Genomic DNA, 25233 nt, shown 5'->3' with positions numbered 1-25233 from the left:
TTAGCCCATCGCGGGTCAAGCCCGCTGCCACAGACCCGCGATGAGGCCCTCAAGGACTGCACACTAACCCATGCCCAACCGCGCCCCGCTGGACCCGACCACCGCCCGCTGGATTCCCTGGGTGGTGGCCATCGCCTTTTTCATGCAGTCACTCGACGGCACCATCCTCAACACCGCCCTGCCGGCCATGGCCCGCGACCTGGCCGAAGACCCGCTGCGCATGCAGTCGGTGATCATCGCCTACATGCTCACCGTGGCCCTGCTGATCCCGGCCTCGGGCTGGATTGCCGACCGCTTTGGCACCAAGCGCATCTTCTTCGGCGCCATCCTCCTGTTCAGCCTTGGTTCGCTGCTCTGCGCGCTGGCCAGCAGCCTCGGCATGCTGGTAGCGGCACGGGTGATCCAGGGCCTGGGCGGTGCCTTGATGCTGCCGGTCGGGCGTCTGGTGGTACTGCGTGCCTATCCGCGCTCGGAGCTGGTGCGGATCATGAGCTTCATCACCATCCCCGGCCTGCTCGGGCCGTTGCTGGGCCCGACCATGGGCGGCTGGCTGGTGGAAATTCTCAGCTGGCACTGGATTTTCCTGCTCAACCTGCCGGTTGGCGCCATCGGCTGTTATGCGGTGTGGAAGTTCATCCCCGACCTGCGCGGCTCGGAGCGTACCCGCTTCGACGGCATCGGCTTCGTGCTGTTCGGCGCGGCAATGGTGTTGATCACCATTGCCATGGAAGGCCTGGGCGAGCTGCACCTGCCGCACCTGCGGGTGATGCTGCTGCTGTTCGCCGGCATGGCCTGCCTGGCCGCCTACTGGCTGCGCGCCGGCAGCGTCGACAACCCGCTGTTTTCGCCAAAACTGTTCCGCACCCGGACCTTTTCAGTGGGTATCCTCGGCAACCTGTTTGCCCGCCTGGGCAGCGGCGCCCTGCCGTTCCTGGTGCCGCTGTTGCTGCAAGTGGCGCTGGGTTACTCACCGTCCCAGGCCGGCATGAGCATGATCCCCCTGGCTGCGGCGGCGATGGTCGCCAAGTCGATTGCCCGGCCGCTGATCGAGCGCTTCGGCTATCGCAATATTCTCACCGGCAATACCCTGCTGCTGGGACTGCTGCTGGCAAGCCTTGGGCTGGTCGACGAACAGACGCCCTACGCCCTGTTGCTGTTGCAACTGGGCTTGCTGGGTGCGGTCAACTCGATGCAGTTCACAGCGATGAACACCGTGACCCTGATCGATCTCGACGACAACAGCGCCAGCAGCGGCAACAGCCTGCTGTCGGTGGTCGCGCAATTGTCGCTGAGCCTCGGTGTGGCCTGTGCCGGCGCCTTGCTTGGCGGTTTTACCGCAGCGGGCAGTGCCGAAGGCGTCGAGAGCACCCTCGGGGCGTTCCAGCTGACCTTTGTGACCATCGGCCTGATGGCCATGCTGGCGGCGGCGATCTTCATGCAGCTGTCCAGGGCGGACGGAAGGCGTGCCCCTCGTCCGGAACCGGAGATCGAGCCTTAGGGCTAAAGGCCATGAGGCTGGTACACTGCGCGACATTTTGTTTTGCAGGCCCGTCTCGTGACCACCATTGCCACCGCCTTCGCCACTTTGCCGCTGTCCGCCGCCATGCTGGCCAACCTGGACGCCCTCGGCTACGCCCAGATGACCCCGATCCAGGCCCAGAGCCTGCCGGTGATGCTCAAGGGCATGGACCTGATCGCCCAGGCCAAGACCGGCAGCGGCAAGACCGCCGCCTTCGGCATCGGCCTGCTCAACCCGCTCAACCCGCGTTACTTCGGGTGCCAGGCGCTGGTGCTGTGCCCGACCCGCGAGCTGGCCGACCAGGTGGCCAAAGAGCTGCGTCGCCTGGCCCGCAGCGAAGACAACATCAAGATCCTGACCCTCTGCGGTGGCGTTTCCCTGGGCCCGCAGATCGCTTCGCTGGAGCACGGCGCGCACATCATCGTCGGCACCCCGGGCCGCGTGCAGCAGCACCTGAGCAAAGGCACCCTGGTGCTCGATGGCCTCAACACCCTGGTGCTCGATGAAGCCGACCGCATGCTCGACATGGGCTTCTACGACGCCATCGCCGACATCATCGGCCAGACCCCGAAGCGCCGCCAGACCCTGCTGTTCTCCGCCACCTACCCGGCCGGCATCAAGCAACTGGCCTCGGCGTTCATGCGCGACCCGCAAACCGTCAAGGTCGAGTCGCAGCACGCCGACAGCCAGATCGAGCAGCGCTTCTACGAGATCACCCCGGAACAGCGCATGGACGCGGTGAGCAAGCTGCTCGGGCACTTCCGCCCGCAGTTGTGCGTAGCGTTCTGCTTCACCAAGCAGCAGTGCCAGGAGCTGGTCGAGCACCTGCAGGCCAAGGGTATCGCCGCCCAGGCCCTGCATGGCGACCTGGAGCAGCGTGACCGCGACCAGGTCCTGACCCTGTTCGCCAACCGCAGCCTGTCGGTGCTGGTGGCCACTGACGTCGCCGCCCGCGGCCTGGATATCGACGCCCTGGACATGGTCATCAACGTCGAGCTGGCCCGCGATGCCGAGATCCACGTGCACCGCGTCGGCCGTACCGGCCGTGCCGGCGAGAAAGGCCTGGCGGTGAGCCTGGTGGCCCCGGCTGAAGGCCATCGCGCCCAGGCCATCGAAGACATGCAGAAGGCCGCCCTGCGCTGGGAACAGCTGGACAGCCTCAAGGCCCAGAATGGTGCACCGCTGCTGCCGACCATGAGCACCCTGTGCATCGCTGCCGGGCGCAAGGACAAGCTGCGCCCTGGCGACATTCTTGGCGCCCTGACCGGCGATGCCGGACTGCCGGGCACCCAGGTCGGCAAAATTGCCATCTTCGACTTCCAGGCCTTCGTCGCCGTCGAGCGCGCGGTGGCCAAACAGGCGCTGCAGCGGCTCAACAGCGGCAAGATCAAGGGCCGCTCGTTGCGGGTGCGGATCGTCTAATTACCTTTTCGCGGGGCAAGCCCGCTCCTACACACCCTCCCTGTAGGAGCGGGCTTGCCCCGCGATCGCTTCACCACCGAATTCTCGAGGATTTTGCAGTGCGTTCCACCGAAGTGATCATCATCGGCGCTGGCGCCGCCGGCCTGATGTGCGCCCTGAGCGCCGCCAAACGCGGCCGTCAGGTGCTGCTGCTCGACCACGCCAACAAACCGGGCAAGAAGATCCTCATGTCCGGCGGTGGCCGCTGCAACTTCACCAACATGTACACCGAGCCGAGCAATTTCCTCTCGCACAACCCGCACTTCTGCAAATCGGCCCTGGCCCGCTACACCCAGTGGGACTTCATCGAGATGGTCGGCAAGCACGGCGTGCCCTACCACGAGAAAAAGCTCGGCCAGCTGTTCTGCGATAACAAGTCCAGCGACATCCTCGGCATGCTTCTGGACGAGTGCGACAACGCTGGCGCCGAGCTGCGCATGGACACCCGCATCGAGCAGATCGAAAAACTCGACAGCGGCTACCTGCTGGAAACCAGCGCCGGCCAGTTCCAGTGCCAGTCGCTGGTCATCGCCACCGGCGGCCTGTCGATCCCGACCCTGGGCGCCACCGGCTTCGGCTACCAGGTGGCCCGCCAGTTCGGTCACACCCTGCTGCCGACCCGTGCAGGCCTGGTGCCGTTCACCATCACCGAGCCGCAGCTCAAGGCGATCTGCACTGAACTGTCGGGCACCTCGGTGGATTGCATGGCCAGCTGCAACGCCAGCAGCTTCCGGGAAAACCTGCTGTTTACCCACCGCGGCCTGAGCGGCCCGGCGATCCTGCAGATTTCTTCGTTCTGGCAGGCCGGCGACACGGTTGAGATCAACCTGCTGCCCGAGCACGACGCCCTGAGCTGGCTGCAACAGCAGCAAGCCGAGCGCCCCAACAGCGAGCTCAAGACCCTGCTCGGCGAGATCTTCACCAAGAAGATGGCCAACCTGCTGGCCGAGCACTGGTTCGTCTCCAAACCGATGAAGCAGTACACCCCGGCGGAACTGGCCCAGGTCAGCGACAAGCTCGGGGCCTGGCAGGTGGTGCCGGCCGGTACCGAGGGCTACCGCACCGCTGAGGTAACCCTGGGCGGCGTCGATACCCGCGAGGTTTCGTCGAAAACCATGGAGTCGCTGAAAAGCCCGGGGCTGTACTTTATCGGTGAAGTGCTCGACGTCAGTGGCCACCTGGGCGGTTTCAACTTCCAGTGGGCCTGGGCCTCGGCGTACGCGGCCGCGCAGTTCGTCTAACCTTCGCGGTAGAATCAGCGCATCAAGGAACAAATTTTGCTGGTCAGATGGCGGCGGTAACACCGCTGCCATCTGACTGGCTCAATTTCGATCATCGCCCAAGGCCTGCCGACCCGACATGTCATCTTCCTCGTTCAGCCAATCGTTGCGCCGCCTCTGGGCCCTGGACAAGTTCAGCTACGCCATCCGCGTTCTCATCGCCCTGACCGGCAGCATGCTGCTGTGCTGGTACAAGGACGAGATGAGCCTGCTGATCCCGCTGTTTCTGGGGATTATCGCCAGCGCCCTGGCCGAGACCGACGACAGCTGGCAGGGGCGCCTGAATGCCCTGGCGGTGACCCTGGTGTGCTTCACGGTTGCCGCGCTGTCGGTGGAGTTGCTGTTCCCCTACCCGATCATCTTCGGCTGCGCCCTGGCCCTGGCCAGCTTTGCCCTGACCATGCTCGGTGCGCTCGGCGAGCGCTACGGCGCGATTGCCTCGGCGACGCTGATTTTGTCGGTGTACACCATGATCGGCGTCGACCAGCGCGGCGGCGAAGTCACTGACTTCTGGCACGAGCCGTTGCTGTTGGTGGCCGGCGCCGCCTGGTACGGCCTGCTTTCAGTGCTATGGCAGGCGCTGTTTTCCAACCAGCCGGTGCAGCAGAGCCTGGCCCGGCTGTTCCGCGAGCTGGGTCGCTACCTCAAGCTCAAGGCCACCCTGTTCGAGCCGATCCGCCAGCTGGATGTCGAAGCCCGGCGCCTGGAACTGGCGCAGCAGAACGGCCGGGTGGTGGCCGCACTGAATGCGGCCAAGGAGATCATCCTGCACCGGGTCGGCAATGGCCGGCCTGGCTCGAAGGTCAGCCGCTACCTGAAGCTGTACTTCCTGGCCCAGGACATCCATGAGCGTGCCAGTTCTTCGCACTACCCCTACAACGCCCTGACCGAAGCCTTTTTCCACAGCGACGTGCTGTTCCGCTGCCAGCGCCTGCTGCGCCAGCAGGGCGTTGCGTGCCAGCAGTTGTCCGAATCCATCCAGCTGCGCCAGCCGTTCACCTACGACACCAGCTTCGCCCAGGCCCTGGAAGACCTGCACGCCTCGCTCGAACACCTGCGCATCCAGAGCAACCCGGCCTGGCGTGGCCTGCTGCGTTCGCTGCGGGCGCTGGCGGCAAACCTGGCGACCCTCGACCGCCTGCTCAGCGATGCCAGCAACCCCGACAACCTTGCCGATGCCAGCGACAGCAGCCTGCTCGACCGCTCGCCGCGCAATTTCAAGGACGTCTGGAGCCGCCTGCGCCAGCAACTGACGCCGACCTCGTTGCTGTTTCGCCACGCCCTGCGCCTGCCTCTGGCGCTGTCGATCGGCTATGGCATGGTGCACCTGATTCACCCGACCCAAGGCTACTGGATCATCCTCACCACCCTGTTCGTCTGCCAGCCCAACTACGGCGCCACGCGGCGCAAGCTGGTGCAACGGATCATCGGTACGGGCATCGGCCTGACCGTCGGCTGGGCGTTGTTCGACCTGTTCCCCAGCCCGATCATCCAGTCACTGTTCGCCGTGGCCGCCGGGGTGGTGTTCTTCGTCAACCGCACCACCCGCTACACCCTGGCAACCGCAGCGATCACCCTGATGGTGCTGTTCTGCTTCAACCAGATCGGCGATGGCTACGGGCTGTTCCTGCCGCGCCTGTTCGATACCCTGGTGGGCAGCCTGATCGCCATCCTCGCCGTATTCCTGTTCCTCCCGGACTGGCAGGGCCGGCGCCTGAACAAGGTGCTGGCCAACACCCTGAGCTGCAACAGCACCTACCTGCGCCAGATCATGCAGCAGTACGCCCAGGGCAAGAGCGACGACCTCGCCTACCGCCTGGCCCGGCGCAACGCCCACAACGCCGACGCAGCGCTGTCGACCACCCTGGCCAACATGCTCATGGAACCGGGGCATTTTCGTAAGGAGGCCGACGTCGGTTTCCGTTTTTTGGTGCTGTCGCACACCCTGCTCAGTTATCTGTCGGGCCTCGGCGCGCACCGCGACACGGCCCTGGATGCCGAGGTTCGCCAGCAATTGATCGATGGCGCCGGGGCCAGCCTGGCCAGCAGCCTGGATGAAATCGCCGAAGGCCTGGCCAGCAAGTTGCCGGTGGCGATCCACAGTGATGCCGAAGAGGCCCTGGCCAATGAGCTTGAGCAGATGCCCGAAGAGCTCGACGAAAACCAGCGCCTGGTGCAAACCCAGCTGGCGCTGATCTGCCGGCAACTGGCGCCACTGCGCACACTCGCCGCACACCTGATCAAGGACAGCGCGCCTGCCTGATTACAGGCCGTGCTGCTTGAGCAGCCGGGCATAACTGCCATCGGCTTTCATCTGGGCAATGGCGCGGTCGAAACCGGCGACGATCTGCTGGTGCTCGGGATTCTTCAGGCTGACGAGGATATGCAGGCTGTTCTCGCTGACCGGCTTGTCGAAGAACTCCACCGCCTCACGCACCTCTTTCGGTTCGCGCTTGAGGTAATAACCGGCAACGAACTCATCCTCCAGCGCCAGGCGTACACGCCCGGCGGCGAGCATGCCGACAGCAACGGAAAAACTGCGCACCGGAACCTTCTGCAATTGGGCGTCACTGTCGAACTCGGGCGAGTAGGCGTAATCGCGCACCACAGCGACTGGGAACGGATGGAGGTCGCTCAAGGCATTGAAGCGCAGCGCATCGCCTTTGCGCTTGAGCAGCCGAATACGGTTGGTCAGGTAGCTGGCGGAGAACTGGCCAATTTGTGTACGCGAGTCGTTGTACCAGGCGTTGACCAGCACATCGTAGCGGCCTTCCCCCACCCCCAGCAGCGCCCGGGCCCAGGGCACCTGCTCGTACTGGCTGGTATAGCCGGCACGGGTCAGGGCGGTGGTGACGATGGCTGTGGCCAGGCCGCCGTTGGCCATGCTGGCATCGGTGAACGGTGGCCAGCTGTCGGCCACCAGCCGCAGCCGGGTGGCCTGCGCCGATGTGCTCAGCAGTAGCAGTATTCCCATTGAAGCCAAGACTCGAAGCAATGGCCGCATGCTCAAATCCTTTAGCGAACCCCTGGTTCGCGCCGTTGATTTCAACTGCTTGAGAATGTTCAGTGCCTATCAGCCATCGCAGGTTACACAAAGAAGAAGTAATCGGGCAGAGGCAAATGATATCAAATGGCCTCTATTCCGGTCGACTTCGAGCCTGTATTGACCTGGCGCAATTAGACCCTCGCCGCGCAGTCTGCCATGATCAGGGCTATCAACCGCTTGAGAGACGCCCATGGCCATCGACTGGATCTGCAAACACCACAGTGACATTGGCAAGGAACAACTCTATGCCATTCTGCGACTGCGTACCGAAGTGTTCGTGGTCGAACAGAAATGTGCCTACCAGGAAGTCGATGGCCAGGACCTGGAAGGCGACACCTGCCACCTGATGGCCTGGGAAGGTGACCAGTTGCTGGCGTACCTGCGTTTGCTCGATCCACAGTCCCAGGGCGGCGACGTGGTCATAGGCCGGGTGCTGATCGCCCCCGAGGCACGTGGTCGTAGACTGGGCCATGAACTGATGGAGCATGGGCTCAAGTACGCAGAGCATTACTGGCCTGAAGTGCCGGTGTACCTGTCAGCCCAGGCGCACTTGCAGGGCTACTATGCACGCCATGGTTTCAAGGTGGCGGGAGAGGAGTATCTGGAAGACGATATCCCACACATTGGTATGCGGCGGGACTAGCAGCATCGCCGGTCAAGTCGGGTCGCCGCACCGCCGCTCCCACAATTATGTAAGAGCGGGCTTGACCCGCGATGGGGCCTTCAGGGATAGCCCAGCACTTCACGAATACCGCGTAAATGCTGGGTGATCCACTGCTTGTCGATCGCCCCCCAGTCGCGAATCCGGTAGTGCCCGGCATGATTGCGCGCCCCTGCCTGCTGCTCGAACTCACAGACGATGTCCAGGTCCGCCAGGGCGGCAATGGTGTCCTGGGCGGTGCGCCGCGGCATGCCGGTGGCTTCCATCAAGGCCGGGACGGTGCTGGCAGTCTGGCTGTCGATCAGCCAGGCGACATACAGCCGGCGGTAGAAACTGCTCTTGGTCTTGCTCACTTCCATTGGCAAATCCTCAGGGCCTACAGGCTGGCGGGCAGCTCGCGGTAGGTCAGGTAAACGCGCAGGTCGAATTCCAGTTGATGGTAGCCCGGCTGCATATATTCACAGAGCTGGTAGAACGCCTTGTTGTGATCGGACTCTTTCAGGTGCGCCAGTTCGTGCACCACGATCATCTTCAGAAACTGCGGCGCCGCCTCCTTGAACAACGAAGCGATGCGGATTTCCTTCTTGGCCTTGAGCTTGCCGCCCTGCACCCGCGACACCGCCGTGTGCAGGCCGAGCGCGCGGTGGGTGAGGTCAAGACGGTTGTCGAACAGCACCTTGTCGAGGTTCGGCGCGTTGCGCAGGTGCTCCTGCTTGAGCGCCTGGGCATAGCTGTACAGCGCCTTGTCGCTTTGTACCGCGTGCCGGTCCGGGTAGCGCTGCTGCAAGTAGTCGCCCAGGCGATTGCTGGCAATCAACTGGCGGACCTGGTCTTGCAGGGCGGGCGGATAGGCTTGCAGGTACTTGAGCACGGTCATGGGCAAAACGGCTGACGGTAAAGGCGCCAGTGTACCCAACTACAGCTGCTGCCAGGCAAAAAAGCCCGGAAACGCCCCGGCATCACTGGCCGTCATCGGTCGCGCCACCAAAAAGCCCTGCACATATTCGCAGCCGTTGGCCTGCAGCCAGTGCGCCTGCTCGAGGGATTCGACACCTTCGGCGATCACGCTGATTGCATACTGGCGACACAGGTCGATGACGCAACGCACCAGCGCCGCGTCCGCTTGCGAGCCGGGCAAGCGTGCGACCAGGTGGCGGTCGAGTTTAAGCGTGTCGATTGGCAGGTCGCGCAGCAGCCGCAGCGAACAATCGCCTGCACCAAAATCGTCGAGGGCGATGCGCACGCCCAGCTCGCGCAACTTGTGCAACTGTTTCAAAGCCACGTCGTTATTGACCATCAACGACGTCTCGGCCACCTCGACCTCCAACTGCGCCGGATCAAGGCCCTGGATGGCGATCACCCGGCCCAGTTCCTCGGCCAGGTTGGGCATGGCGAACTGCACGCGACTGAGGCTGATGCCCAGCACCAGTGTCGGCTCGAAGCACTCCTGCCAGTCACGCCGCTGCGCCGCGCCCTGGGCGTATATCCAGCTGGCCAGGCGCGAAATCAGCCGCGCCTCTTCCAGCAAGGGCAGGAACAACCCCGGCGGCACGTCGCCGACACTGGGGTGCTGCCAACGCAGCAGCGCCTCGAAGCCGCGTAGACGGCCGTCGGCAAATGCCACCTGGGGCTGGTAGACCAGGCTGAAATCCTTGTGCTCGATGGCGCTGCGCACCGAGTCTTCGAGCATCAGCCGCGAGCGCGCCCGGCCATTGAGGTCCTGGTCGTAGTAGCGATACTGCTGGCGCCCGGCCTGCTTGGCCGCATACATCGCAGCGTCGGCCGCGCGCAGCAGGCCGTCGAGGTTGGCGCCGCAATCGGGGTAGGTGGCAATGCCGATGCTCACGCCGAGGGTCACTTCCATGCCCTCTATCTGCTGGCAGATCGACATGCGCTCGATCACCCCCTCGGCGAAACGCGCCGCCTGCTCGGGGTATTCCAGGGCATCGAACAAGGCGGTGAACTCATCGCCGCCCATGCGCGCCAGGATCGCATTGGCGCCCAGGCAATCCTTGAGCTGCTCGGCGACCCAATGCAGCACCCGGTCGCCGGCCTCATGGCCGAGAAAATCATTGATACGTTTGAAACCGTCCAGGTCCAGGTACATCAGCGCCTGGGTCTTGTCGCTGCGCTCATTACGCACCAGGGCGCTTTCAGCGGCCTGGTAGAAGCCACGGCGGTTGAGCAGCCCGGTCAAGGGGTCGGTAACCGCCTGAAACTCCAGTTGCTGGTGCAGGTGACGCACCACCGACATGTCCAGCACCGTCACCACCATGGCGCGCTGGCCGTCGGTCAATGGCGAGCACGACAGCGCTACCGGCACCGGCTGGCCGCCGGCAGTACGCAACAGGGCATCGTGGATACGGAAGATCTGCCGCTCCAGGTAGGCCTGGTAGAACGCCGATTCGGCCCACAAGGTCATCCCCGGCGACTGCACGAAATCCAGCAGGTTGGCACCTTGCAGCAGCTCGACCGGGGCTTGGAGCAATTGCGAAATGGCCGGGTTGGCAAAGCTGATCTCACCCTTTTCGCCCACCACCAGGATGCCTTCGGCGGCATTGTTGAGCACCGAGGCGTTGAACGCCCGCGCCGCTTCCAGGTCGCGGCTCAAGCGCTGCAGCGAGCGCCGGTTGCGCTGCTGCTCGAGCAGGGCCTGAACCTTGGGCTTGAGGATCTGCGGATCGAAGGGTTTGAACAGGTAATCCACCGCACCACTGGCATAGCCCTTGAGCACAGCGGCCTGGGACTGTTCGTTGGCGGTGAGGAAGATGATCGGCGTCAACCGCGTACGCTGGCTACCGCGCATCAGGCGGGCAACCTCGAAACCGTCCATGCCCGGCATCTGCACATCGAGCAGCACCAGGTCCACTTCATGTTCGAGCAGCGCGCTCAGGGCTTCCGTCCCCGAGCTCGCGGTGAGTACTTGCCAGTCCTGGCGGGCCAGCAAGGCCCGCATGCTGATCAGGTTTTCCGGATAATCGTCAACGACCAGCAGTACTGAGCCGCTATCGTGTGACTGAGGTTGCGCGCAATCCATGCTGCTTCTCTTAAGGCACCAATGCCGGGCTTCGGCTGAAATCTGTGCGTAACTCTAGACCCGGCTGCCATAAATCTGAAGTCAGCACATTGCCATCATGGGCGGAATGGCCTGTTAGCCGACTAACGGTCTGTCCGTCCGGGCCATGCGCATTGCCTTCCTGGCGCGCAGGCACAAAAAAGCCCGCATCGCTGCGGGCTTTTCTGTTCAGGCTTAGTTGACCTTGGCGGCCAGCTCACCTTTGGCGTAGCGCTGGAACATCGCTTCGAGGGAGATCGGCTTGATCTTCGAGGCGTTACCAGCAGTGCCGAAGGCTTCGTAACGGGCGATGCAGACGTCGCGCATGGCCTTGACGGTTTCGCCGAAGAACTTGCGTGGGTCGAATTCGCTCGGGTTGGTGGCCATCAAGCGACGCATGGCACCGGTGGACGCCAGGCGCAGGTCGGTGTCGATGTTGACCTTGCGCACGCCGTACTTGATGCCTTCGACGATTTCTTCAACCGGCACGCCGTAGGTTTCCTTGATGTCGCCGCCGTACTGGTTGATGATCGCCAGCCACTCTTGCGGTACCGAGGACGAACCGTGCATCACCAGGTGGGTGTTGGGGATGCGCTTGTGGATTTCCTTGATGCGGTCGATCGCCAGCACGTCGCCAGTAGGCGGCTTGGTGAACTTGTAAGCACCGTGGCTGGTACCGATGGCGATGGCCAGGGCATCGACCTGAGTGCGCTTGACGAAGTCGGCAGCTTCTTCCGGATCGGTCAGCATCTGGCTGTGATCCAGTACGCCTTCGGCGCCGATACCGTCTTCTTCACCGGCCATGCCGGTTTCCAGCGAACCCAGGCAGCCCAGCTCGCCTTCAACCGAAACGCCGCAGGCGTGAGCCATGGCAACGGTTTGCTGGGTAACACGGACGTTGTAGTCGTAGTCAGTCGGGGTCTTGCCGTCTTCGCCCAGCGAGCCGTCCATCATCACCGAGCTGAAGCCCAGCTGGATCGAGCGCTGGCAGACGTCAGGGCTGGTGCCGTGGTCCTGGTGCATGCACACCGGGATGTGCGGGAATTCTTCGATCGCCGCCAGGATCAGGTGGCGCAGGAACGGCGCGCCGGCGTATTTGCGGGCACCGGCCGAGGCTTGGACAATCACCGGGGAGTCGGTCTTGTCAGCGGCTTCCATGATGGCGCGCATCTGCTCGAGGTTGTTGACGTTGAAAGCTGGAACGCCGTAGCCGAATTCAGCGGCGTGGTCCAGCATCTGGCGCATGCTAATGAGTGCCATTGTGTATCTCTCTCCCGACAAGCGTCGTTTTTCGTGCAAGCCTGCCGCAGCGGCGGTTGCTATTCAAGTAGTGTGGGCCTTCGAGGCCCGGCCAGTCACGGCGCCTTGCAGCCCCGCCCTATCAAATCGTTGGTGGCGACCCAGTACACCAGGCCTTCGTCACCCTTGCTGTGGAACGCCAGCACTCCATCGCTGTACAACGCACCCGAGCCACTGGGCTCCGGCTTGAGCCGGTAGACCTGGTCGCCGCCACCCAGGCGTACGTCCACCTCCTGCTGGCTGCTATCGGCAAAGCGCCAGAGCACTTCAACCTGGCTGTCGCAGACCCAGCGGGTCCAGTTGTCGGCCGGTGCCGGCGCAGGCTTGAGGCTTGCGCAACCACCGAGTACTGCCAGGGCCATCAAGGCCGCAAGCGCTTTCATCCAATATCCTCTAGCAGACCACAAACCGGCCGGTAGGTTGCCGTGAACCGATCAAGGGCAACCCTGGGCCCGGCGCTGATGTTCGTCGTCGTATTTTTCCAGGCCATCCGGGCCCAGCCTTTTGTTGATCACCGGTGCCGTTTCAGCCTGCCATTCAGACTGATAGCAGCCGCCTTTCGGCGCGCCGGGCTTTGCCGGCGCCTGCTCCGGGTTACTGGAGCAAGCGCCGAGCAGACCGGCCAGGATAATCACAGGCAATTGCTTGACCATGCAGGTCGCTCCCTTTGCCAGGCCGAATGGATCAGGCCTTGGCTCGCTGTTCCAGCACTTCAACGGCCGGCAGCACTTTACCTTCGACGAACTCGAGGAAAGCACCGCCACCGGTAGAAATGTAGGAGATTTGCTCGGCAACGCCATATTTGTCGATGGCCGCCAGGGTATCGCCACCACCGGCAATGGAGAACGCCGCGCTCTCGGCGATGGCCTGGGCCAGGACCTTGGTGCCATTACCGAACTGGTCGAATTCAAACACGCCGACCGGGCCGTTCCAGAGGATGGTCTTCGACGACTTCAGCAGCTCGGCGAAGTTGGCCGCGGTTTGCGGGCCGATGTCGAGGATCATGTCGTCTTCGGCAACGTCGGCAACCCGTTTGACGGTCGCGGCGGCGCTTTCGGCGAATTCCTTGGCAACCACGACGTCCACTGGCAGCGGTACGTTGACCTTGGCAGCGATGGCCTTGGCGGTGTCGATCAGGTCAGGCTCGTACAGCGACTTGCCGACCGGGTGACCGGCCGCGGCCAGGAAGGTGTTGGCGATGCCGCCGCCGACGATCAGCAGGTCGCAGATCTGGCTCAGGCTGTTGAGCACGTCCAGCTTGGTCGACACCTTGGAGCCGGCAACGATCGCCGCCATCGGCTTGGCCGGGGCTTTCAGGGCCTTGCCCAGGGCATCCAGCTCGGCCGCCAGCAGCGGGCCGGCAGCAGCGACCTTGGCGAACTTGGCTACGCCGTGGGTCGAGCCTTCGGCGCGGTGAGCGGTACCGAAGGCGTCCATCACGAACACATCGCACAGGGCGGCGTACTTCTGCGCCAGCTCATCGGCGTTCTTCTTCTCGCCCTTGTTGAAGCGCACGTTCTCGAACAGGACGATGTCACCGGCCTTGATTTCGACACCGTCGAGGTAGTCGGCAACCAGCGGCACGTCGCGGCCCAGGGCCTTGCTCAGGTACTCGGCGACCGGCTTGAGGCTGTTCTCGACAGAGAACTCGCCTTCGCTCGGGCGGCCCAGGTGCGAGCAGACCATCACGGCCGCGCCCTTTTCCAGGGCCAGCTTGATGGTCGGCAGCGAAGCGAGGATGCGCGCATCGCTGGCAACCACACCGTCCTTCACAGGCACGTTGAGGTCTTCGCGGATCAGTACGCGCTTACCTTGCAGATCGAGGTCGGTCATCTTCAACACGGTCATGAATGCAGTCCTTCAGGGCTGTTTACAAGTGGAGCGGGTTTGATTGACGACGTGCAGAAAGTGATCGGCAACGTCGAGCATACGGTTGGCAAAACCCCATTCGTTGTCGAACCAGGCCAGCAGGTTGACCAGCCGGGGGCCGGAAACGCGGGTCTGGCTGGCATCGACAATCGCCGAATGCGGGTCATGGTTGAAATCACAACTGGCGTGCGGCAGTTCAGTGTAGGCCAGCAGCCCCTGCAGCGGGCCGCTCAGGGCGGCTTCGCGCAGCACCCGGTTGACCTCGCCGGCGGTGGTGTCGCGGGCGGTCTGCAGGGTGATGTCCAGGCACGACACATTGACGGTCGGCACGCGTACGGCTTTGGCCTGAATTCGCCCGGCAAGTTCCGGCAGCAGCCGTTCGATACCACGGGCAAGGCCCGTGGACACCGGGATCACCGACTGGAACGCCGAACGGGTACGGCGCAAGTCTTCGTGGTGATAGGCGTCGATGACCGGCTGGTCGTTCATCGCCGAGTGGATGGTGGTAATCGACACGTACTCCAGGCCAAAAGCCTGGTCCAGCACCCGCAACAGCGGCACGCCGCAGTTGGTGGTGCAGGAGGCGTTGGACACCAGCTTCTCGCTGCCGTCCAGGCAATCCTGGTTGATTCCGTAGACCACCGTGGCGTCGACATCCGCCTCGCTGGCCATGGGCTGGGAAAACAGCACCCGCGGCGCGCCGGCGTCGAGAAAACGCATGGCATCGGCGCGGGTGTTGTAGGCGCCGGAGCACTCCAGCACCAGGTCGACGCCCAGCGCCGCCCAGTCGATCCCTTCCGGGGTGGCACTGCGCAAGACTTTCACGCAGTCGCCATTGATATGCAGACAATCGCCGTCGACCTTCACCTCTCCGGGGAAACGCCCGTGGGTGGAGTCGAAGCGTGTCAGGTATTCGATACTGGCCTGGTCGGCCAGGTCGTTCAGCGCAACGATCTCGAAGCCCGCCTTCGCCCCCCGTTCAAAGAGTGCGCGCAAGACGCAACGACCAATACGGCCGTAGCCGTTGAGTGCAACTTTGTAAGGACGCGATTGGGGCATGGGATGCTCACGGAACAGAAGCGTTATCTGCAATCGCGGGGCAAGCCCGCTCCTACAGAACTGTAGGAGCGGGCTTGCCCCGCGATGATTCCAGCACTGTTGATCAGTCTTCCAGCAGCTCTTCAGCAGTACCCAGGATGTTTTCCAGGGTGAAACCGAACTCTTCGAACAGGGCCGATGCAGGTGCCGACTCGCCGTAGGTGGTCATGCCGATGACGCGGCCTTCGAGGCCGACGTACTTGTACCAGAAGTCGGCGTGGGCCGCTTCGATGGCGATCCGCGCGCCGACTTGCAGTGGCAGTACCGACTGCTTGTAGCCAGCATCCTGGGCATCGAACACGCTGGTCGACGGCATCGACACGACGCGGACCTTGCGGCCTTGCTCGGTCAGCTTGTCGAACGCCTGAACCGCCAGGCCGACTTCGGAACCGGTGGCGATCAGGATCAGCTCAGGCTCGCCGGCGCAGTCCTTGAGGACGTAGCCGCCGCGGCTGATGTTGGCGATCTGCCCGGCATCACGCTCTTGGTGCTGCAGGTTCTGACGCGAGAAGATCAGCGCCGACGGGCCGTCTTTACGCTCCAGGGCAAACTTCCAGGAGACCGCCGACTCGACGGCATCGGCTGGGCGCCAGGTGTCCAGGTTCGGGGTGCTGCGCAGGCTGGTCAGTTGCTCGATCGGCTGGTGGGTCGGGCCGTCTTCGCCAAGACCAATGGAGTCGTGGGTGTAGACGTGGATGACCCGCTGTTTCATCAGCGCCGACATGCGCACCGCGTTGCGGGCGTATTCCATGAACATCAGGAAGGTCGCGCCGTAAGGCACCAGGCCGCCGTGCAAGGCGACGCCGTTCATGATCGCGGTCATGCCGAACTCGCGCACGCCGTAGAACATGTAGTTGCCGCTGGCGTCTTCAGCGCTGACGCCTTTGCAGCCTTTCCACAGGGTCAGGTTGGAACCGGCCAGGTCAGCCGAGCCGCCGAGCAGTTCAGGCAGCAGCGGGCCAAAGGCGTTCAGGGCGTTCTGGCTGGCTTTACGGCTGGCGATGGTTTCGCCCTTGGCCGCGACTTCAGCGATGTAGGCTGCTGCTTTCTCGGCGAAATCGGCCGGCAGGTCACCGCTCAGGCGACGCACCAGTTCGTTGGCCAGCTCCGGGTGAGCGGCGGAGTAGGCAGCGAAACGCTGGTCCCACTCGGCTTCGACGGCCTTGCCGGCTTCCTTGGCGTCCCACTCGGCGTAGATCTCAGCCGGGATTTCGAACGGGCCGTGGTTCCAGTTCAGCTCTTTGCGCGCCAGGGCGATTTCGTCGTTGCCCAGCGGAGCACCGTGGCAATCTTCCTTGCCCTGCTTGTTCGGCGAGCCGAAACCGATGATGGTCTTGCAGCAGATCAGGGTCGGCTGCTCGCTCTTGCGCGCGGTGTCGATGGCGGTGCGGATTTCGTCGGAGTCATGGCCGTCGACATTGCGGATCACCTGCCAGTTGTAGGCTTCGAAACGCTTAGGGGTGTCATCGGTGAACCAGCCTTCGACTTCGCCGTCGATGGAGATGCCGTTGTCGTCGTAGAAGGCGATCAGCTTGCCCAGGCCCAGGGTACCGGCCAGGGAAGCGACTTCGTGGGAAATACCTTCCATCATGCAACCGTCACCCAGGAACACATAGGTGTGGTGGTCGACGACGTTGTGGCCTGCGCGGTTGAACTGGCCAGCCAGGACTTTTTCCGCCAGGGCGAAACCGACGGCGTTGGCCAGGCCCTGGCCCAGCGGGCCAGTGGTGGTCTCGACGCCCGGGGTGTAACCGAACTCCGGGTGGCCCGGGGTACGGCTGTGCAGTTGACGGAAGCTTTTCAGGTCGTCGATCGACAGGTCGTAGCCAGTCAGGTGCAGCAGCGAGTAGATCAGCATCGAACCGTGGCCGTTGGACAGCACGAAGCGGTCGCGGTCGGCGAAGTTCGGGTTGGTCGGGTTGTGCTTCAGGTAGTCACGCCACAGAACCTCGGCGATATCCGCCATGCCCATAGGGGCACCGGGGTGGCCGCTGTTGGCCTTTTGCACGGCATCCATGCTGAGGGCACGAATGGCGTTGGCACGCTCACGACGGCTGGGCATCGCTTATCTCCTGGGTGTTGAATTAGTTACGAAACGAAAAAAGGCGACCATTTTCGCCCAGGCACGTGTCCGGGGGCAATGACGGATGGTCGATGCAGCATGATTTTCCTGTGATTGAGCAAAGAATCAGGCGTTAACCCGGGCAAACAGCCGGATCGGTCGCTTGGCCTGCGACGAATTGCCCCGCTTATCGAGCAATATCAAAACTTTTTGATATTGGCCTTGCGAGGCAATCGTTGCCTGACTAGACTGCCGCTCCATGAACCTACCCGTGCCGTCGATCCGCCAAGAGCAAAGCGATGCGCTGGCCGCCCTGTGCAAAGCCGGCGGCGACCCGCTGCGCCTTAACGTATTGCGCGCCCTGGCCAGCGATTCGTTCGGCGTGCTGGAACTGGCGCAGATCTTCGCCATTGGCCAGTCGGGCATGAGCCATCACCTCAAGGTCCTGGCCCAGGCAGGCCTGGTCGCGACCCGCCGCGAAGGCAATGCGATCTTCTACCGCCGCGCCCTGCCCGATGGCCTGAGCCTGGGCGGCAAGCTGCATGCGGCATTACTTGAAGAAGTCGACGGGCTGAGCCTGGCCGATGAGGTCCAGGCCCGTATCGCCCAGGTGCAACAACGCCGTGCTGCCACCAGCCAGGACTTTTTCCTGCGTGTCGAAGAGAAATTTCGCGCCCAGCAGGATTTGATTGCCGGCTTGCCGCAGTACCGCGAAAGCTTGCTGGCCCTGCTCGACAAGCTCAGTTTTGAAGCCGGCGCCGATGCCCTTGAAGTGGGCCCCGGCGATGGCGAGTTTCTTCCCGAGCTGGCCCGGCGCTTTGCCCGGGTCACCGCCCTGGACAACAGCCCGACCATGCTCGACCTGGCCCGTAGGGTCTGCGAGCGTGAAGGTCTGGCTAATGTGAACCTGCAGTTGGCCGATGCACTCAGTGCAACGGATGTGGAAGCCGACTGCGTAGTGCTGAACATGGTCCTGCACCATTTCAGCGCCCCGGCCGAAGCCCTGCGGCAGCTGGCCAACCGCGTGAAACCAGGCGGAAGCCTGTTGGTAACAGAGTTGTGCAGCCACGACCAGAGCTGGGCCAGAGAGGCCTGTGGCGATATCTGGCTGGGCTTCGAGCAGGACGACCTGGCCCGTTGGGCCAGCGCTGCGGGACTGGCTCCCGGGGACAGCCTCTATGTGGGCTTACGTAATGGTTTCCAGATTCAGGTCCGCCATTTTCAGCGACCGGCTGGCGACATCACCATCGGTAAATTTTAGGAACCCGTCGAGATGAGCGAATACTCCCTTTTCACCTCCGAGTCCGTGTCTGAAGGGCATCCGGACAAAATCGCCGACCAGATTTCGGATGCGGTGCTGGACGCCATCATCACCCAGGACAAATTCGCCCGCGTGGCGTGCGAAACCCTGGTAAAAACCGGCGTCGCGATCATCGCTGGCGAAGTCACCACCTCGGCCTGGGTCGATCTGGAAGACATCGTTCGCAAAGTCATCGTCGATATTGGTTACAACAGCTCCGACGTTGGCTTCGACGGCGCGACCTGCGCGGTCATGAACATCATCGGCAAGCAATCGGTAGACATCGCCCAGGGCGTTGACCGCAGCAAGCCTGAAGACCAGGGCGCCGGCGACCAGGGCCTGATGTTCGGCTACGCCAGCAACGAAACCGACGTGCTGATGCCAGCACCGATCTGCTTCTCGCACCGTCTGGTCGAGCGCCAGGCCGAAGCGCGCAAGTCCGGCCTGCTGCCGTGGCTGCGCCCGGACGCCAAATCGCAGGTTACCTGCCGTTACGAAGGCGGCAAGGTAGTGGGTATCGACGCCGTGGTGCTGTCGACCCAGCACAACCCTGAAGTGTCGCAAAAAGACCTGCAGGAAGCGGTGATGGAGCTGATCGTCAAGCACACCCTGCCGGCCGAACTGCTGCACAAGGACACCCAGTTCCACATCAACCCGACCGGCCAGTTCATCATCGGTGGCCCGGTAGGCGACTGCGGCCTGACCGGTCGCAAGATCATCGTCGACAGCTACGGCGGCATGGCCCGTCACGGCGGTGGCGCGTTCTCCGGCAAGGACCCGTCCAAGGTTGACCGTTCCGCCGCCTACGCCGGGCGCTACGTGGCCAAGAACATCGTCGCCGCCGGCCTCGCCGAGCGTTGCGAGATCCAGGTTTCCTACGCCATCGGTGTCGCTCAGCCGACGTCGATCTCGCTGAACACCTTCGGCACCGGCAAGATCTCCGACGACAAAATCGTCCAGCTGGTGCGCGAGTGCTTCGACCTGCGTCCGTACGCGATCACCACCATGCTCGACCTGCTGCACCCGATGTACCAGGAAACCGCTGCCTACGGTCACTTCGGCCGTATCCCGCAGCAGAAGACTGTCGGCGACGACACCTTCACCACCTTCACCTGGGAACGCACCGACCGCGTCGACGCCCTGCGCGCTGCTGCCGGTCTGTAAGGGCTGAAGCTACAAGCTGCAAGTTGCAAGCTGCAAGCGAAGCCCCGGCCGGGTGACTGGTCGGGGCTTTTTCATTGGCCTAGACACATGACCTGACATGTTGAACACCTTCAAGGTGCTCAATCTTTCCTAGGCTTGGTATTCCATCCCACCGAGCAAGGATGCTCGCCATGCTGCACACGTCCCTGCTGTCCCTTCTGCTCTTCTTCTGGCTGCTTCCGGCACACGCGCAGACTTGCCCCGACTGGCCGCCTGTTCAGGCTCGGGCTGAAATCCGCCAGCTCCAGCAGACGCTTGCCGACTGGGACGATCACTATCACCGTCAGGGTGTCTCGCTGGTCGCTGACGAACTCTATGACCAGAGCCGCACACGCCTGGGCCATCTGCAAAGCTGCTTCCCGACGCCAGCCAGGCCGCAGGACAGCCCGTTGAAAACCGCTGTCGGCCCCTTGCGCCATCCGATTGCCCATACCGGCCTTGGCAAGCTGGCCGACGATGCGGCGGTCAAAGCCTGGATGCACGGCAAGCAGGAGCTGTGGATTCAACCCAAGGTCGATGGTGTGGCGGCCACCCTGGTTTATCGCGACGGCAAGCTGGTGCAACTGATCAGCCGCGGCGACGGCGTCCATGGCCACGACTGGAGCCGGCATATCCCGGCCCTGGGCACACTCAACCAGCAATTGCCCAAGCCGCTCGACCTGGTACTCCAGGGCGAACTGTTCTGGCGCCTGGACGGCCACGTGCAAGCCAACGCCGGCAGCCTCAACGCCCGCGGCAACGTCGCCGGCTTGCTGGCGCGCAAACGCATCAGTGCCGAACAGGGCGCTGTGGTCGGATTGTTTGTCTGGGCCTGGCCGCTGGGGCCGGCCGGCCAGCGCGAGCGGCTCAAGGGCTTGAGCGCGTTGGGTTTTGAGCATAGCGAGCGTTACAGCGAGCCCTTGAGCAGCTTCGCCGAGGCTGCCCGCTGGCGCGAACACTGGTACCGCAGCCCGCTGCCCTTCGCCAGCGACGGCGTGGTGCTGCGCCAGGGCCAGCGCCCGTACGGCAGTCGCTGGCAAGCGCGCGACCCGTACTGGGCAACCGCGTGGAAATACCCCTTTGCCCAGGCGCTGGCGCAAGTCCGGGGCGTACACTTCAACATCGGCCGTACCGGGCGTATCACCCCGGTGCTGAAGATCGAGCCGGTGCAACTGGATGACCGGCAGATCCGCCAGGTCAGCCTCGGCTCCTTCCAACGCTGGCAGCAGCTGGACATCCGCCCCGGCGACCAGGTGGCCATCAGCCTCGCCGGGCTGACCATTCCACGCCTGGATGAGGTGGTGCACCGCAGTGTTCAACGCATGGACATCGCAACCCCTGACCCTGCCCACTACCACTCACTAAGTTGCTGGCAACCCGACGATGGCTGCCGTAGCCAATTCGTCGCCCGCCTCAATTGGCTCAGCTCCAAGCAAGGCCTGAACATGCCCCGTTTGGGCCCAGGCACCTGGGAAAAACTCATCGACAGTGGCCATGTGCAAGGCCTGGGCGACTGGCTCGACCTGAAGGATGAAGACTTGCAATCGGTGCCAGGGCTTGGCGAACGCAGCCGCCAGCAGTTACTGCAAGCCTTCGACCAGGCCCGCCGGCAACCCTTTGTTCGCTGGCTCAGTGCCCTCGGCGTTCCAGCCGCGACGCCGTTGGCAGCGGGCACCACCTGGGCAGACCTGCGCCAGCGCGATGCCGGGCAATGGCTGGCCGAGCCGGGTGTTGGCCCGGGCCGCAGCGCGCAATTGCTGGCATTTTTCCGCTCACCGCAGGTGCAGATAGTGGCCGAACAATTGCGCAGACACACAATCGAGGGTTTCTAATTTTGTCGGATCAGGGCAGCATCATGGATTCTGCCAAGCCCGCGACAACGGAGCCCCTAATGAAACTGCTTTCCCCGCTTGCCCTGTTCACCGTCTGTTCACTCCTGGCCACGCCCCTGCTGGCTGCCGAACAACAGCCAGGCCTGACCGGTTGCGCAGCCAAGAAGCAAGCCATCAGCGAACAGATCGAACAGGCTCGCGCCCATGGCAACAGCAATCAGCAAGCCGGCCTGGAAAAAGCCCTCAGCGAAGTGACCGAGCATTGCACCGATGCCAGCCTGCGCAAAGAGCGCGAACAGAAAGTCCTCGATGCCCGTCACGAAGTGAACCAGCGCACCAAGGACCTGGACAAGGCCATGAAAAAAGGTGACGCCGAGAAGATCAACAAGCGCAAGGACAAGCTGGCAGAGTCCAAGCAGGAGCTGCAAGACGCGCTGAAAGAGCTGGAGAAGTAACTGACAGCGTTATTGTCGGAGCGGATTTATCCGCTCCCACAGCCACTCAGTGATTTCGAAACTCGGTATGACAGGCTTTGCACGCCGCCTCGACCTTGTCCATCGGCGCAGCCAGGTCAGCCGCCTTGAGCGGCTGGGTGCGGGTCACCGCGACCAGTTCGGCGGTACTGGCCTCCATCTGCCGAGCCAGGTCCTGGAAGCGTGCCTGCTTCTCCCAGACATCGGCGCGGGCGCTGGTATCATCCTCTTCGCGAACCTGTGGAAAGTGCTTCCAGGGCTCGCGGGACAGGTTGTCGAGCTTGACCGCGCCATCGGCGAACTTCTGCCCATCGAAGGCCAGGCGCCCACGCAGCATGCCGCCAAGGTCTTCACTGGTCTTGAGCATTTGCTTGAAGATCGTCTTGCGCTGGCCCAGTGGCGAGTTGGGATCGACCCCGCCACAGGCACTCAGGGTCAAACACGCCAGCAGTACAACAGAAAGTCGCTTGAGCATCTTGATCACTTCGGCTCACGGAAAAAGGCGGCCAGTATCCTCGCCTCACCGGCAAAGACCAATACCCTTATTAAAACTACGGTTTGCGAAAACGGCTGCAAGCCACGCCAACCGTCGAGGAACCCCGTTGATGAAACTTCCTTTGCGCCACCTCGGCTGGACCCTGTCGGTGCTGGCCCTGCTGGCCGGCTGCAACGGCAGCGCGCCGGAAAAACCCAAGCCACACCCGCTGGCTACCTACGTCGGCGCCACCTGGGAAGACCTGCCACAGGTCAGCGACAGCGACCTGGTCGCCGGTTTCGAGTCCTGGCGCAGTGCCTGCGAGCGGCTCAAGCGTGATGCGATCTGGGCCAACACCTGCAGCGCAGCGGCAGCCATTGCTGCCAGCCCGGCTGAAGTACGCAGCTTTCTTCAGGCGCAGCTGGACGTCTACAGCATGCGTTCGGCCGAGAACAACGCCAACGGCTTGATCACTGGTTACTACGAGCCGGTCTACCCCGGTAGCCTGACCCAGACCGACAGCGCCACTGTGCCGGTCTATGGCGTACCGGACGACATGATCGTGGTGGCGCTGGACAGCGTCTATCCCGAACTCAAGGGCAAGCGTCTGCGTGGCCGCCTCGAAGGCCGGGCACTCAAACCCTACGACACCGCAGAGACCATCAATGCCCAGGGCGCCAAGGCACCGGTACTGGCCTGGCTGACCGACCCGATGGACCTGCAGTTCCTGCAGATCCAGGGTTCTGGCCGCATCCAGCTGGAAGACGGCCGCCAACTGCGCATCGGCTATGCCGACCAGAATGGCCACCCCTATCGCCCGATCGGCCGCTGGCTGGTGGAACAAGGGCAATTGAAGAAAGAAGAAGTGACCATGGGCAGCATCCATGCCTGGGCCCAGAGCAATCCGGCGCGGGTTCCGGAACTGCTGGCGAGCAACCCCAGCTACGTGTTCTTCAGCACCCGCCCGGACAGCAACGAAGGCCCGCGCGGCTCGCTCAATGTGCCATTGACCGCCGGCTACAGCGTGGCCATCGACCGCAAGGTGATTCCGCTGGGCAGCCTGCTGTGGCTCTCGACCACGCGCCCTGATGGCGCGCCGGTGGTGCGTCCGGTGGCCGCCCAGGATACCGGCGGGGCGATCACCGGCGAAGTGCGCGCCGACCTGTTCTGGGGCACTGGCACTGAAGCCGGCAAACTGGCCGGCGACATGAAGCAGCAAGGCCAGATCTGGCTGCTGTGGCCCAAGGGCGCAGCCTTGCCGGCCGTGCCCCAGGTGCCGTGACGCGGCTCAGATCGAGACGAAGAAGAACGACGCGATCAGGCCCAGGCCGACGAACCACACCAGCGAACGCAGGGCGGCCCAGTCGGCCAGGTAGCAGATGATGTAGAGCAGGCGGCTGGTGATGTACAGCACCGCCAGCACGTCCTGGGTCACCTGCTCGGCGTTGCCGACGATGTCGGCGATGATCACTGCCGCGGCGAACGCCGGGAAAGCTTCGAAGCTGTTCAATTGCGCCGCGTGGGCCCTGCGCGGCAAGCCTTCGAGTTTGTCGAGGAACGCCCGCGGGTCGTGGTTCTGGCGCAGGTTGAAGCGCCCGCTGGCAACCTTGGCGATGCTGGTACAGACAATGGGCAAAAACAACGCAATCAGTACACACCAGAAGGCAACGGTCATGGCCAAGTCCTTGTCAGTAGAATTATCAGAGTTTCATGATCAGCATGCCGATCAGCACCAGGGCACAGGCTAAGAGCCTCGGCCCGCCAAAAGGTTCTTTGAGGTAGCGCATGCCGAACAGCACCACCAGAATCACGCTGACCTCGCGCAGCGCCGCCGCCTCGGCCACCGACCCCAGTTGCATGGCCCAGAGCACCAGGGCATAGCTGAACAACACGCAAAAACCCACCGCCAGGCCCAGGCGCCACTGCAGCCGCCAGAACAGTATGAACGGCGCGCGCCGGGCCACCCCTGCCAGCAGCGGAAACGGCCAGGCACTGATCAGCGTCAGCCATACAAGATAGTCCAGCGGCTGCGACCACAGGCGGATCGCCTGGCCGTCGAGCCAGGTGTAGCAACCGATGCACAGGCCGATCAAGGCCACCACCGGCAGCATCGACCAGGGCAGCCGGTCACCGCCGCCGCCCTGCCAGAGCAGGCAGGCCATGCCACAGGGAATGAGCAGGATGCCGATGATCTGCTGGCTGCTCAGGGCTTCGCCGGCAAAGGTCAGGGTCAGCGCCAGCACCACCAGCGGCGACAGGCCGCGCATCAACGGATAGACCAGCCCCAGGTCACCGACCCGATAGGCCTGTATCAGCAGGAACCGGTAGAAGAGTTCAAACACTGCCGAGGCCAGCATCCACGGCCAGACCTCGGCCGGCGGCACCTGGACGAACGCGACCATGGCGAGGGCAAATACCAGCGCCACCACGTCCATGCTGGCAATCACCAGCAGGCGTTCGCCGCTGAATTTGATCAGGGTGTTCCAGGTCGCGTGCAGCAGCGCCGCGACCAATACCAATGAGGTGGCTAACACGCAATGGTCCTTGGCAAGGCAGGTGAGGTCATCAATGGCCAGGCGCTATATAACCACTTCAGCACAGGCGGCTGGAAACGAAATCGA

23 protein-coding genes are annotated in these 25233 nt (G+C 63.4%); 10 read left to right on the top strand and 13 right to left on the bottom strand.

Features of this window, described 5'->3' with window-relative positions; genetic code table 11:
• Positions 1 to 70: 70 nt before the first annotated feature.
• The 4 genes from mdtD (at position 71) to yccS (ending at position 6523) form a co-directional block, all read left to right on the top strand.
• Complete coding sequence (mdtD, locus tag LOY34_RS02170) at positions 71 to 1498, top strand: multidrug transporter subunit MdtD (protein ID WP_195885525.1); 1428 nt, start codon at positions 71 to 73, stop codon at positions 1496 to 1498.
• Positions 1499 to 1603: 105 nt separating this feature from the next.
• Positions 1604 to 2941, top strand: a complete 1338-nt coding sequence (dbpA, locus tag LOY34_RS02165) for an ATP-dependent RNA helicase DbpA (protein ID WP_230090941.1) — start codon at positions 1604 to 1606, stop codon at positions 2939 to 2941.
• 98 nt (positions 2942 to 3039) lie between these two features.
• The gene (locus LOY34_RS02160; protein ID WP_195885523.1) at positions 3040 to 4221 is read left to right on the top strand and encodes an NAD(P)/FAD-dependent oxidoreductase; all 1182 of its coding nucleotides are present in this window, start codon (positions 3040 to 3042) and stop codon (positions 4219 to 4221) included.
• A 118-nt stretch (positions 4222 to 4339) separates the two neighbouring features.
• The gene (gene yccS / locus LOY34_RS02155) at positions 4340 to 6523 is read left to right on the top strand and encodes a YccS family putative transporter (protein ID WP_093376854.1); all 2184 of its coding nucleotides are present in this window, start codon (positions 4340 to 4342) and stop codon (positions 6521 to 6523) included.
• On the opposite strand, the gene LOY34_RS02150 is transcribed toward yccS, so the two are convergent.
• Entirely contained in the window at positions 6524 to 7264 is a 741-nt protein-coding gene (locus tag LOY34_RS02150; RefSeq protein ID WP_093376858.1) for an ABC transporter substrate-binding protein, read from the bottom strand.
• Positions 7265 to 7496: 232 nt separating this feature from the next.
• Between LOY34_RS02150 and LOY34_RS02145 the strand changes: the two genes are divergently transcribed.
• Complete coding sequence (locus LOY34_RS02145) at positions 7497 to 7949, top strand: GNAT family N-acetyltransferase (protein WP_195885522.1); 453 nt, start codon at positions 7497 to 7499, stop codon at positions 7947 to 7949.
• 80 nt (positions 7950 to 8029) lie between these two features.
• Here LOY34_RS02145 and LOY34_RS02140 read toward each other — a convergent pair whose 3' ends face one another.
• From LOY34_RS02140 to tkt, 9 genes are all read right to left on the bottom strand, one after another.
• The gene (locus tag LOY34_RS02140; RefSeq protein WP_093376863.1) at positions 8030 to 8326 is read right to left on the bottom strand and encodes a helix-turn-helix domain-containing protein; all 297 of its coding nucleotides are present in this window, start codon (positions 8324 to 8326) and stop codon (positions 8030 to 8032) included.
• Between the two features lie 17 nt (positions 8327 to 8343).
• Complete coding sequence (locus LOY34_RS02135) at positions 8344 to 8844, bottom strand: YgjP-like metallopeptidase domain-containing protein (RefSeq protein ID WP_045193804.1); 501 nt, start codon at positions 8842 to 8844, stop codon at positions 8344 to 8346.
• A gap of 39 nt (positions 8845 to 8883) precedes the next feature.
• Positions 8884 to 11004 carry a bifunctional diguanylate cyclase/phosphodiesterase gene (locus LOY34_RS02130; protein WP_195885521.1) on the bottom strand — a complete coding sequence of 707 codons (2121 nt, stop codon included), beginning with the start codon at positions 11002 to 11004 and terminating at the stop codon, positions 8884 to 8886.
• Positions 11005 to 11217: 213 nt separating this feature from the next.
• Positions 11218 to 12282 carry a class II fructose-bisphosphate aldolase gene (gene fba, locus LOY34_RS02125; protein ID WP_043863595.1) on the bottom strand — a complete coding sequence of 355 codons (1065 nt, stop codon included), beginning with the start codon at positions 12280 to 12282 and terminating at the stop codon, positions 11218 to 11220.
• A 95-nt stretch (positions 12283 to 12377) separates the two neighbouring features.
• Positions 12378 to 12704 carry an MliC family protein gene (locus LOY34_RS02120; RefSeq protein WP_195885520.1) on the bottom strand — a complete coding sequence of 109 codons (327 nt, stop codon included), beginning with the start codon at positions 12702 to 12704 and terminating at the stop codon, positions 12378 to 12380.
• A 51-nt stretch (positions 12705 to 12755) separates the two neighbouring features.
• Positions 12756 to 12974 carry a hypothetical protein gene (locus LOY34_RS02115; protein ID WP_045193812.1) on the bottom strand — a complete coding sequence of 73 codons (219 nt, stop codon included), beginning with the start codon at positions 12972 to 12974 and terminating at the stop codon, positions 12756 to 12758.
• Between the two features lie 31 nt (positions 12975 to 13005).
• Positions 13006 to 14169: a phosphoglycerate kinase gene (locus LOY34_RS02110; RefSeq protein WP_195885519.1), complete on the bottom strand. Its 1164-nt coding sequence runs from the start codon at positions 14167 to 14169 to the stop codon at positions 13006 to 13008.
• Between the two features lie 12 nt (positions 14170 to 14181).
• Positions 14182 to 15249: an erythrose-4-phosphate dehydrogenase gene (gene epd / locus LOY34_RS02105; protein ID WP_045193814.1), complete on the bottom strand. Its 1068-nt coding sequence runs from the start codon at positions 15247 to 15249 to the stop codon at positions 14182 to 14184.
• 103 nt (positions 15250 to 15352) lie between these two features.
• On the bottom strand, positions 15353 to 17350 hold the full coding sequence (tkt, locus tag LOY34_RS02100) for a transketolase (protein ID WP_195885518.1): 1998 nt from the start codon (positions 17348 to 17350) through the stop codon (positions 15353 to 15355).
• Between the two features lie 259 nt (positions 17351 to 17609).
• Between tkt and LOY34_RS02095 the strand changes: the two genes are divergently transcribed.
• From LOY34_RS02095 to LOY34_RS02080, 4 genes are all read left to right on the top strand, one after another.
• A complete protein-coding gene (locus LOY34_RS02095; RefSeq protein ID WP_123564900.1) occupies positions 17610 to 18611 on the top strand; it encodes a metalloregulator ArsR/SmtB family transcription factor in 1002 nt (333 codons plus the stop codon).
• 12 nt (positions 18612 to 18623) lie between these two features.
• On the top strand, positions 18624 to 19814 hold the full coding sequence (gene metK / locus LOY34_RS02090) for a methionine adenosyltransferase (protein ID WP_038997515.1): 1191 nt from the start codon (positions 18624 to 18626) through the stop codon (positions 19812 to 19814).
• A 170-nt stretch (positions 19815 to 19984) separates the two neighbouring features.
• Positions 19985 to 21664, top strand: coding sequence for an NAD-dependent DNA ligase LigB (gene ligB, locus LOY34_RS02085; protein ID WP_195885517.1), 1680 nt, complete (start codon positions 19985 to 19987; stop codon positions 21662 to 21664).
• Positions 21665 to 21723: 59 nt separating this feature from the next.
• Positions 21724 to 22119 carry a DUF1090 domain-containing protein gene (locus tag LOY34_RS02080; RefSeq protein ID WP_045193820.1) on the top strand — a complete coding sequence of 132 codons (396 nt, stop codon included), beginning with the start codon at positions 21724 to 21726 and terminating at the stop codon, positions 22117 to 22119.
• A 46-nt stretch (positions 22120 to 22165) separates the two neighbouring features.
• Here the strand turns inward: LOY34_RS02080 and LOY34_RS02075 are convergent, their stop codons facing one another.
• Positions 22166 to 22612: a cytochrome c gene (locus LOY34_RS02075; RefSeq protein ID WP_093387186.1), complete on the bottom strand. Its 447-nt coding sequence runs from the start codon at positions 22610 to 22612 to the stop codon at positions 22166 to 22168.
• A 130-nt stretch (positions 22613 to 22742) separates the two neighbouring features.
• On the opposite strand from LOY34_RS02075, the gene LOY34_RS02070 reads away from it, so the two are divergent.
• Positions 22743 to 23894: a murein transglycosylase A gene (locus LOY34_RS02070; protein ID WP_195885516.1), complete on the top strand. Its 1152-nt coding sequence runs from the start codon at positions 22743 to 22745 to the stop codon at positions 23892 to 23894.
• A gap of 6 nt (positions 23895 to 23900) precedes the next feature.
• On the opposite strand, the gene LOY34_RS02065 is transcribed toward LOY34_RS02070, so the two are convergent.
• Both LOY34_RS02065 and LOY34_RS02060 read right to left on the bottom strand, forming a co-directional pair.
• Positions 23901 to 24287, bottom strand: coding sequence for an MAPEG family protein (locus tag LOY34_RS02065; RefSeq protein ID WP_093376890.1), 387 nt, complete (start codon positions 24285 to 24287; stop codon positions 23901 to 23903).
• A gap of 25 nt (positions 24288 to 24312) precedes the next feature.
• Positions 24313 to 25146 (bottom strand): EamA family transporter, encoded by an 834-nt coding sequence (locus tag LOY34_RS02060; RefSeq protein ID WP_195885515.1) that lies wholly within the window; start codon positions 25144 to 25146, stop codon positions 24313 to 24315.
• Positions 25147 to 25233 lie beyond the last annotated feature (87 nt).

Origin of the sequence: Pseudomonas sp. B21-009, from assembly GCF_024749345.1 — a bacterium.
GTDB lineage: Bacteria > Pseudomonadota > Gammaproteobacteria > Pseudomonadales > Pseudomonadaceae > Aquipseudomonas.
The sequence above is the reverse complement of the archived record's forward strand: the minus strand, read 5'-3'. Positions and strand labels throughout refer to the sequence as shown.

What these genes read in the sequence shown, in the direction of transcription:
- ligB (WP_195885517.1), top strand. Translation starts at nt 19,985, where the DNA reads ATGCTGCACACGTCCCTGCTGTCCCTTCTGCTCTTCTTCTGGCTGCTT.
- metK (WP_038997515.1), top strand. Translation starts at nt 18,624, where the DNA reads ATGAGCGAATACTCCCTTTTCACCTCCGAGTCCGTGTCTGAAGGGCAT.
- yccS (WP_093376854.1), top strand. Translation starts at nt 4,340, where the DNA reads ATGTCATCTTCCTCGTTCAGCCAATCGTTGCGCCGCCTCTGGGCCCTG.
- LOY34_RS02140 (WP_093376863.1), bottom strand. Translation starts at nt 8,326, where the DNA reads ATGGAAGTGAGCAAGACCAAGAGCAGTTTCTACCGCCGGCTGTATGTC.
- LOY34_RS02130 (WP_195885521.1), bottom strand. Translation starts at nt 11,004, where the DNA reads ATGGATTGCGCGCAACCTCAGTCACACGATAGCGGCTCAGTACTGCTG.
- tkt (WP_195885518.1), bottom strand. Translation starts at nt 17,350, where the DNA reads ATGCCCAGCCGTCGTGAGCGTGCCAACGCCATTCGTGCCCTCAGCATG.
- LOY34_RS02135 (WP_045193804.1), bottom strand. Translation starts at nt 8,844, where the DNA reads ATGACCGTGCTCAAGTACCTGCAAGCCTATCCGCCCGCCCTGCAAGAC.
- epd (WP_045193814.1), bottom strand. Translation starts at nt 15,249, where the DNA reads ATGCCCCAATCGCGTCCTTACAAAGTTGCACTCAACGGCTACGGCCGT.
- fba (WP_043863595.1), bottom strand. Translation starts at nt 12,282, where the DNA reads ATGGCACTCATTAGCATGCGCCAGATGCTGGACCACGCCGCTGAATTC.
- LOY34_RS02115 (WP_045193812.1), bottom strand. Translation starts at nt 12,974, where the DNA reads ATGGTCAAGCAATTGCCTGTGATTATCCTGGCCGGTCTGCTCGGCGCT.
- LOY34_RS02120 (WP_195885520.1), bottom strand. Translation starts at nt 12,704, where the DNA reads ATGAAAGCGCTTGCGGCCTTGATGGCCCTGGCAGTACTCGGTGGTTGC.
- LOY34_RS02145 (WP_195885522.1), top strand. Translation starts at nt 7,497, where the DNA reads ATGGCCATCGACTGGATCTGCAAACACCACAGTGACATTGGCAAGGAA.
- LOY34_RS02075 (WP_093387186.1), bottom strand. Translation starts at nt 22,612, where the DNA reads ATGCTCAAGCGACTTTCTGTTGTACTGCTGGCGTGTTTGACCCTGAGT.
- mdtD (WP_195885525.1), top strand. Translation starts at nt 71, where the DNA reads ATGCCCAACCGCGCCCCGCTGGACCCGACCACCGCCCGCTGGATTCCC.
- LOY34_RS02080 (WP_045193820.1), top strand. Translation starts at nt 21,724, where the DNA reads ATGAAACTGCTTTCCCCGCTTGCCCTGTTCACCGTCTGTTCACTCCTG.
- LOY34_RS02065 (WP_093376890.1), bottom strand. Translation starts at nt 24,287, where the DNA reads ATGACCGTTGCCTTCTGGTGTGTACTGATTGCGTTGTTTTTGCCCATT.
- dbpA (WP_230090941.1), top strand. Translation starts at nt 1,604, where the DNA reads ATGCTGGCCAACCTGGACGCCCTCGGCTACGCCCAGATGACCCCGATC.
- LOY34_RS02070 (WP_195885516.1), top strand. Translation starts at nt 22,743, where the DNA reads ATGAAACTTCCTTTGCGCCACCTCGGCTGGACCCTGTCGGTGCTGGCC.
- LOY34_RS02150 (WP_093376858.1), bottom strand. Translation starts at nt 7,264, where the DNA reads ATGCGGCCATTGCTTCGAGTCTTGGCTTCAATGGGAATACTGCTACTG.
- LOY34_RS02095 (WP_123564900.1), top strand. Translation starts at nt 17,610, where the DNA reads ATGAACCTACCCGTGCCGTCGATCCGCCAAGAGCAAAGCGATGCGCTG.
- LOY34_RS02110 (WP_195885519.1), bottom strand. Translation starts at nt 14,169, where the DNA reads ATGACCGTGTTGAAGATGACCGACCTCGATCTGCAAGGTAAGCGCGTA.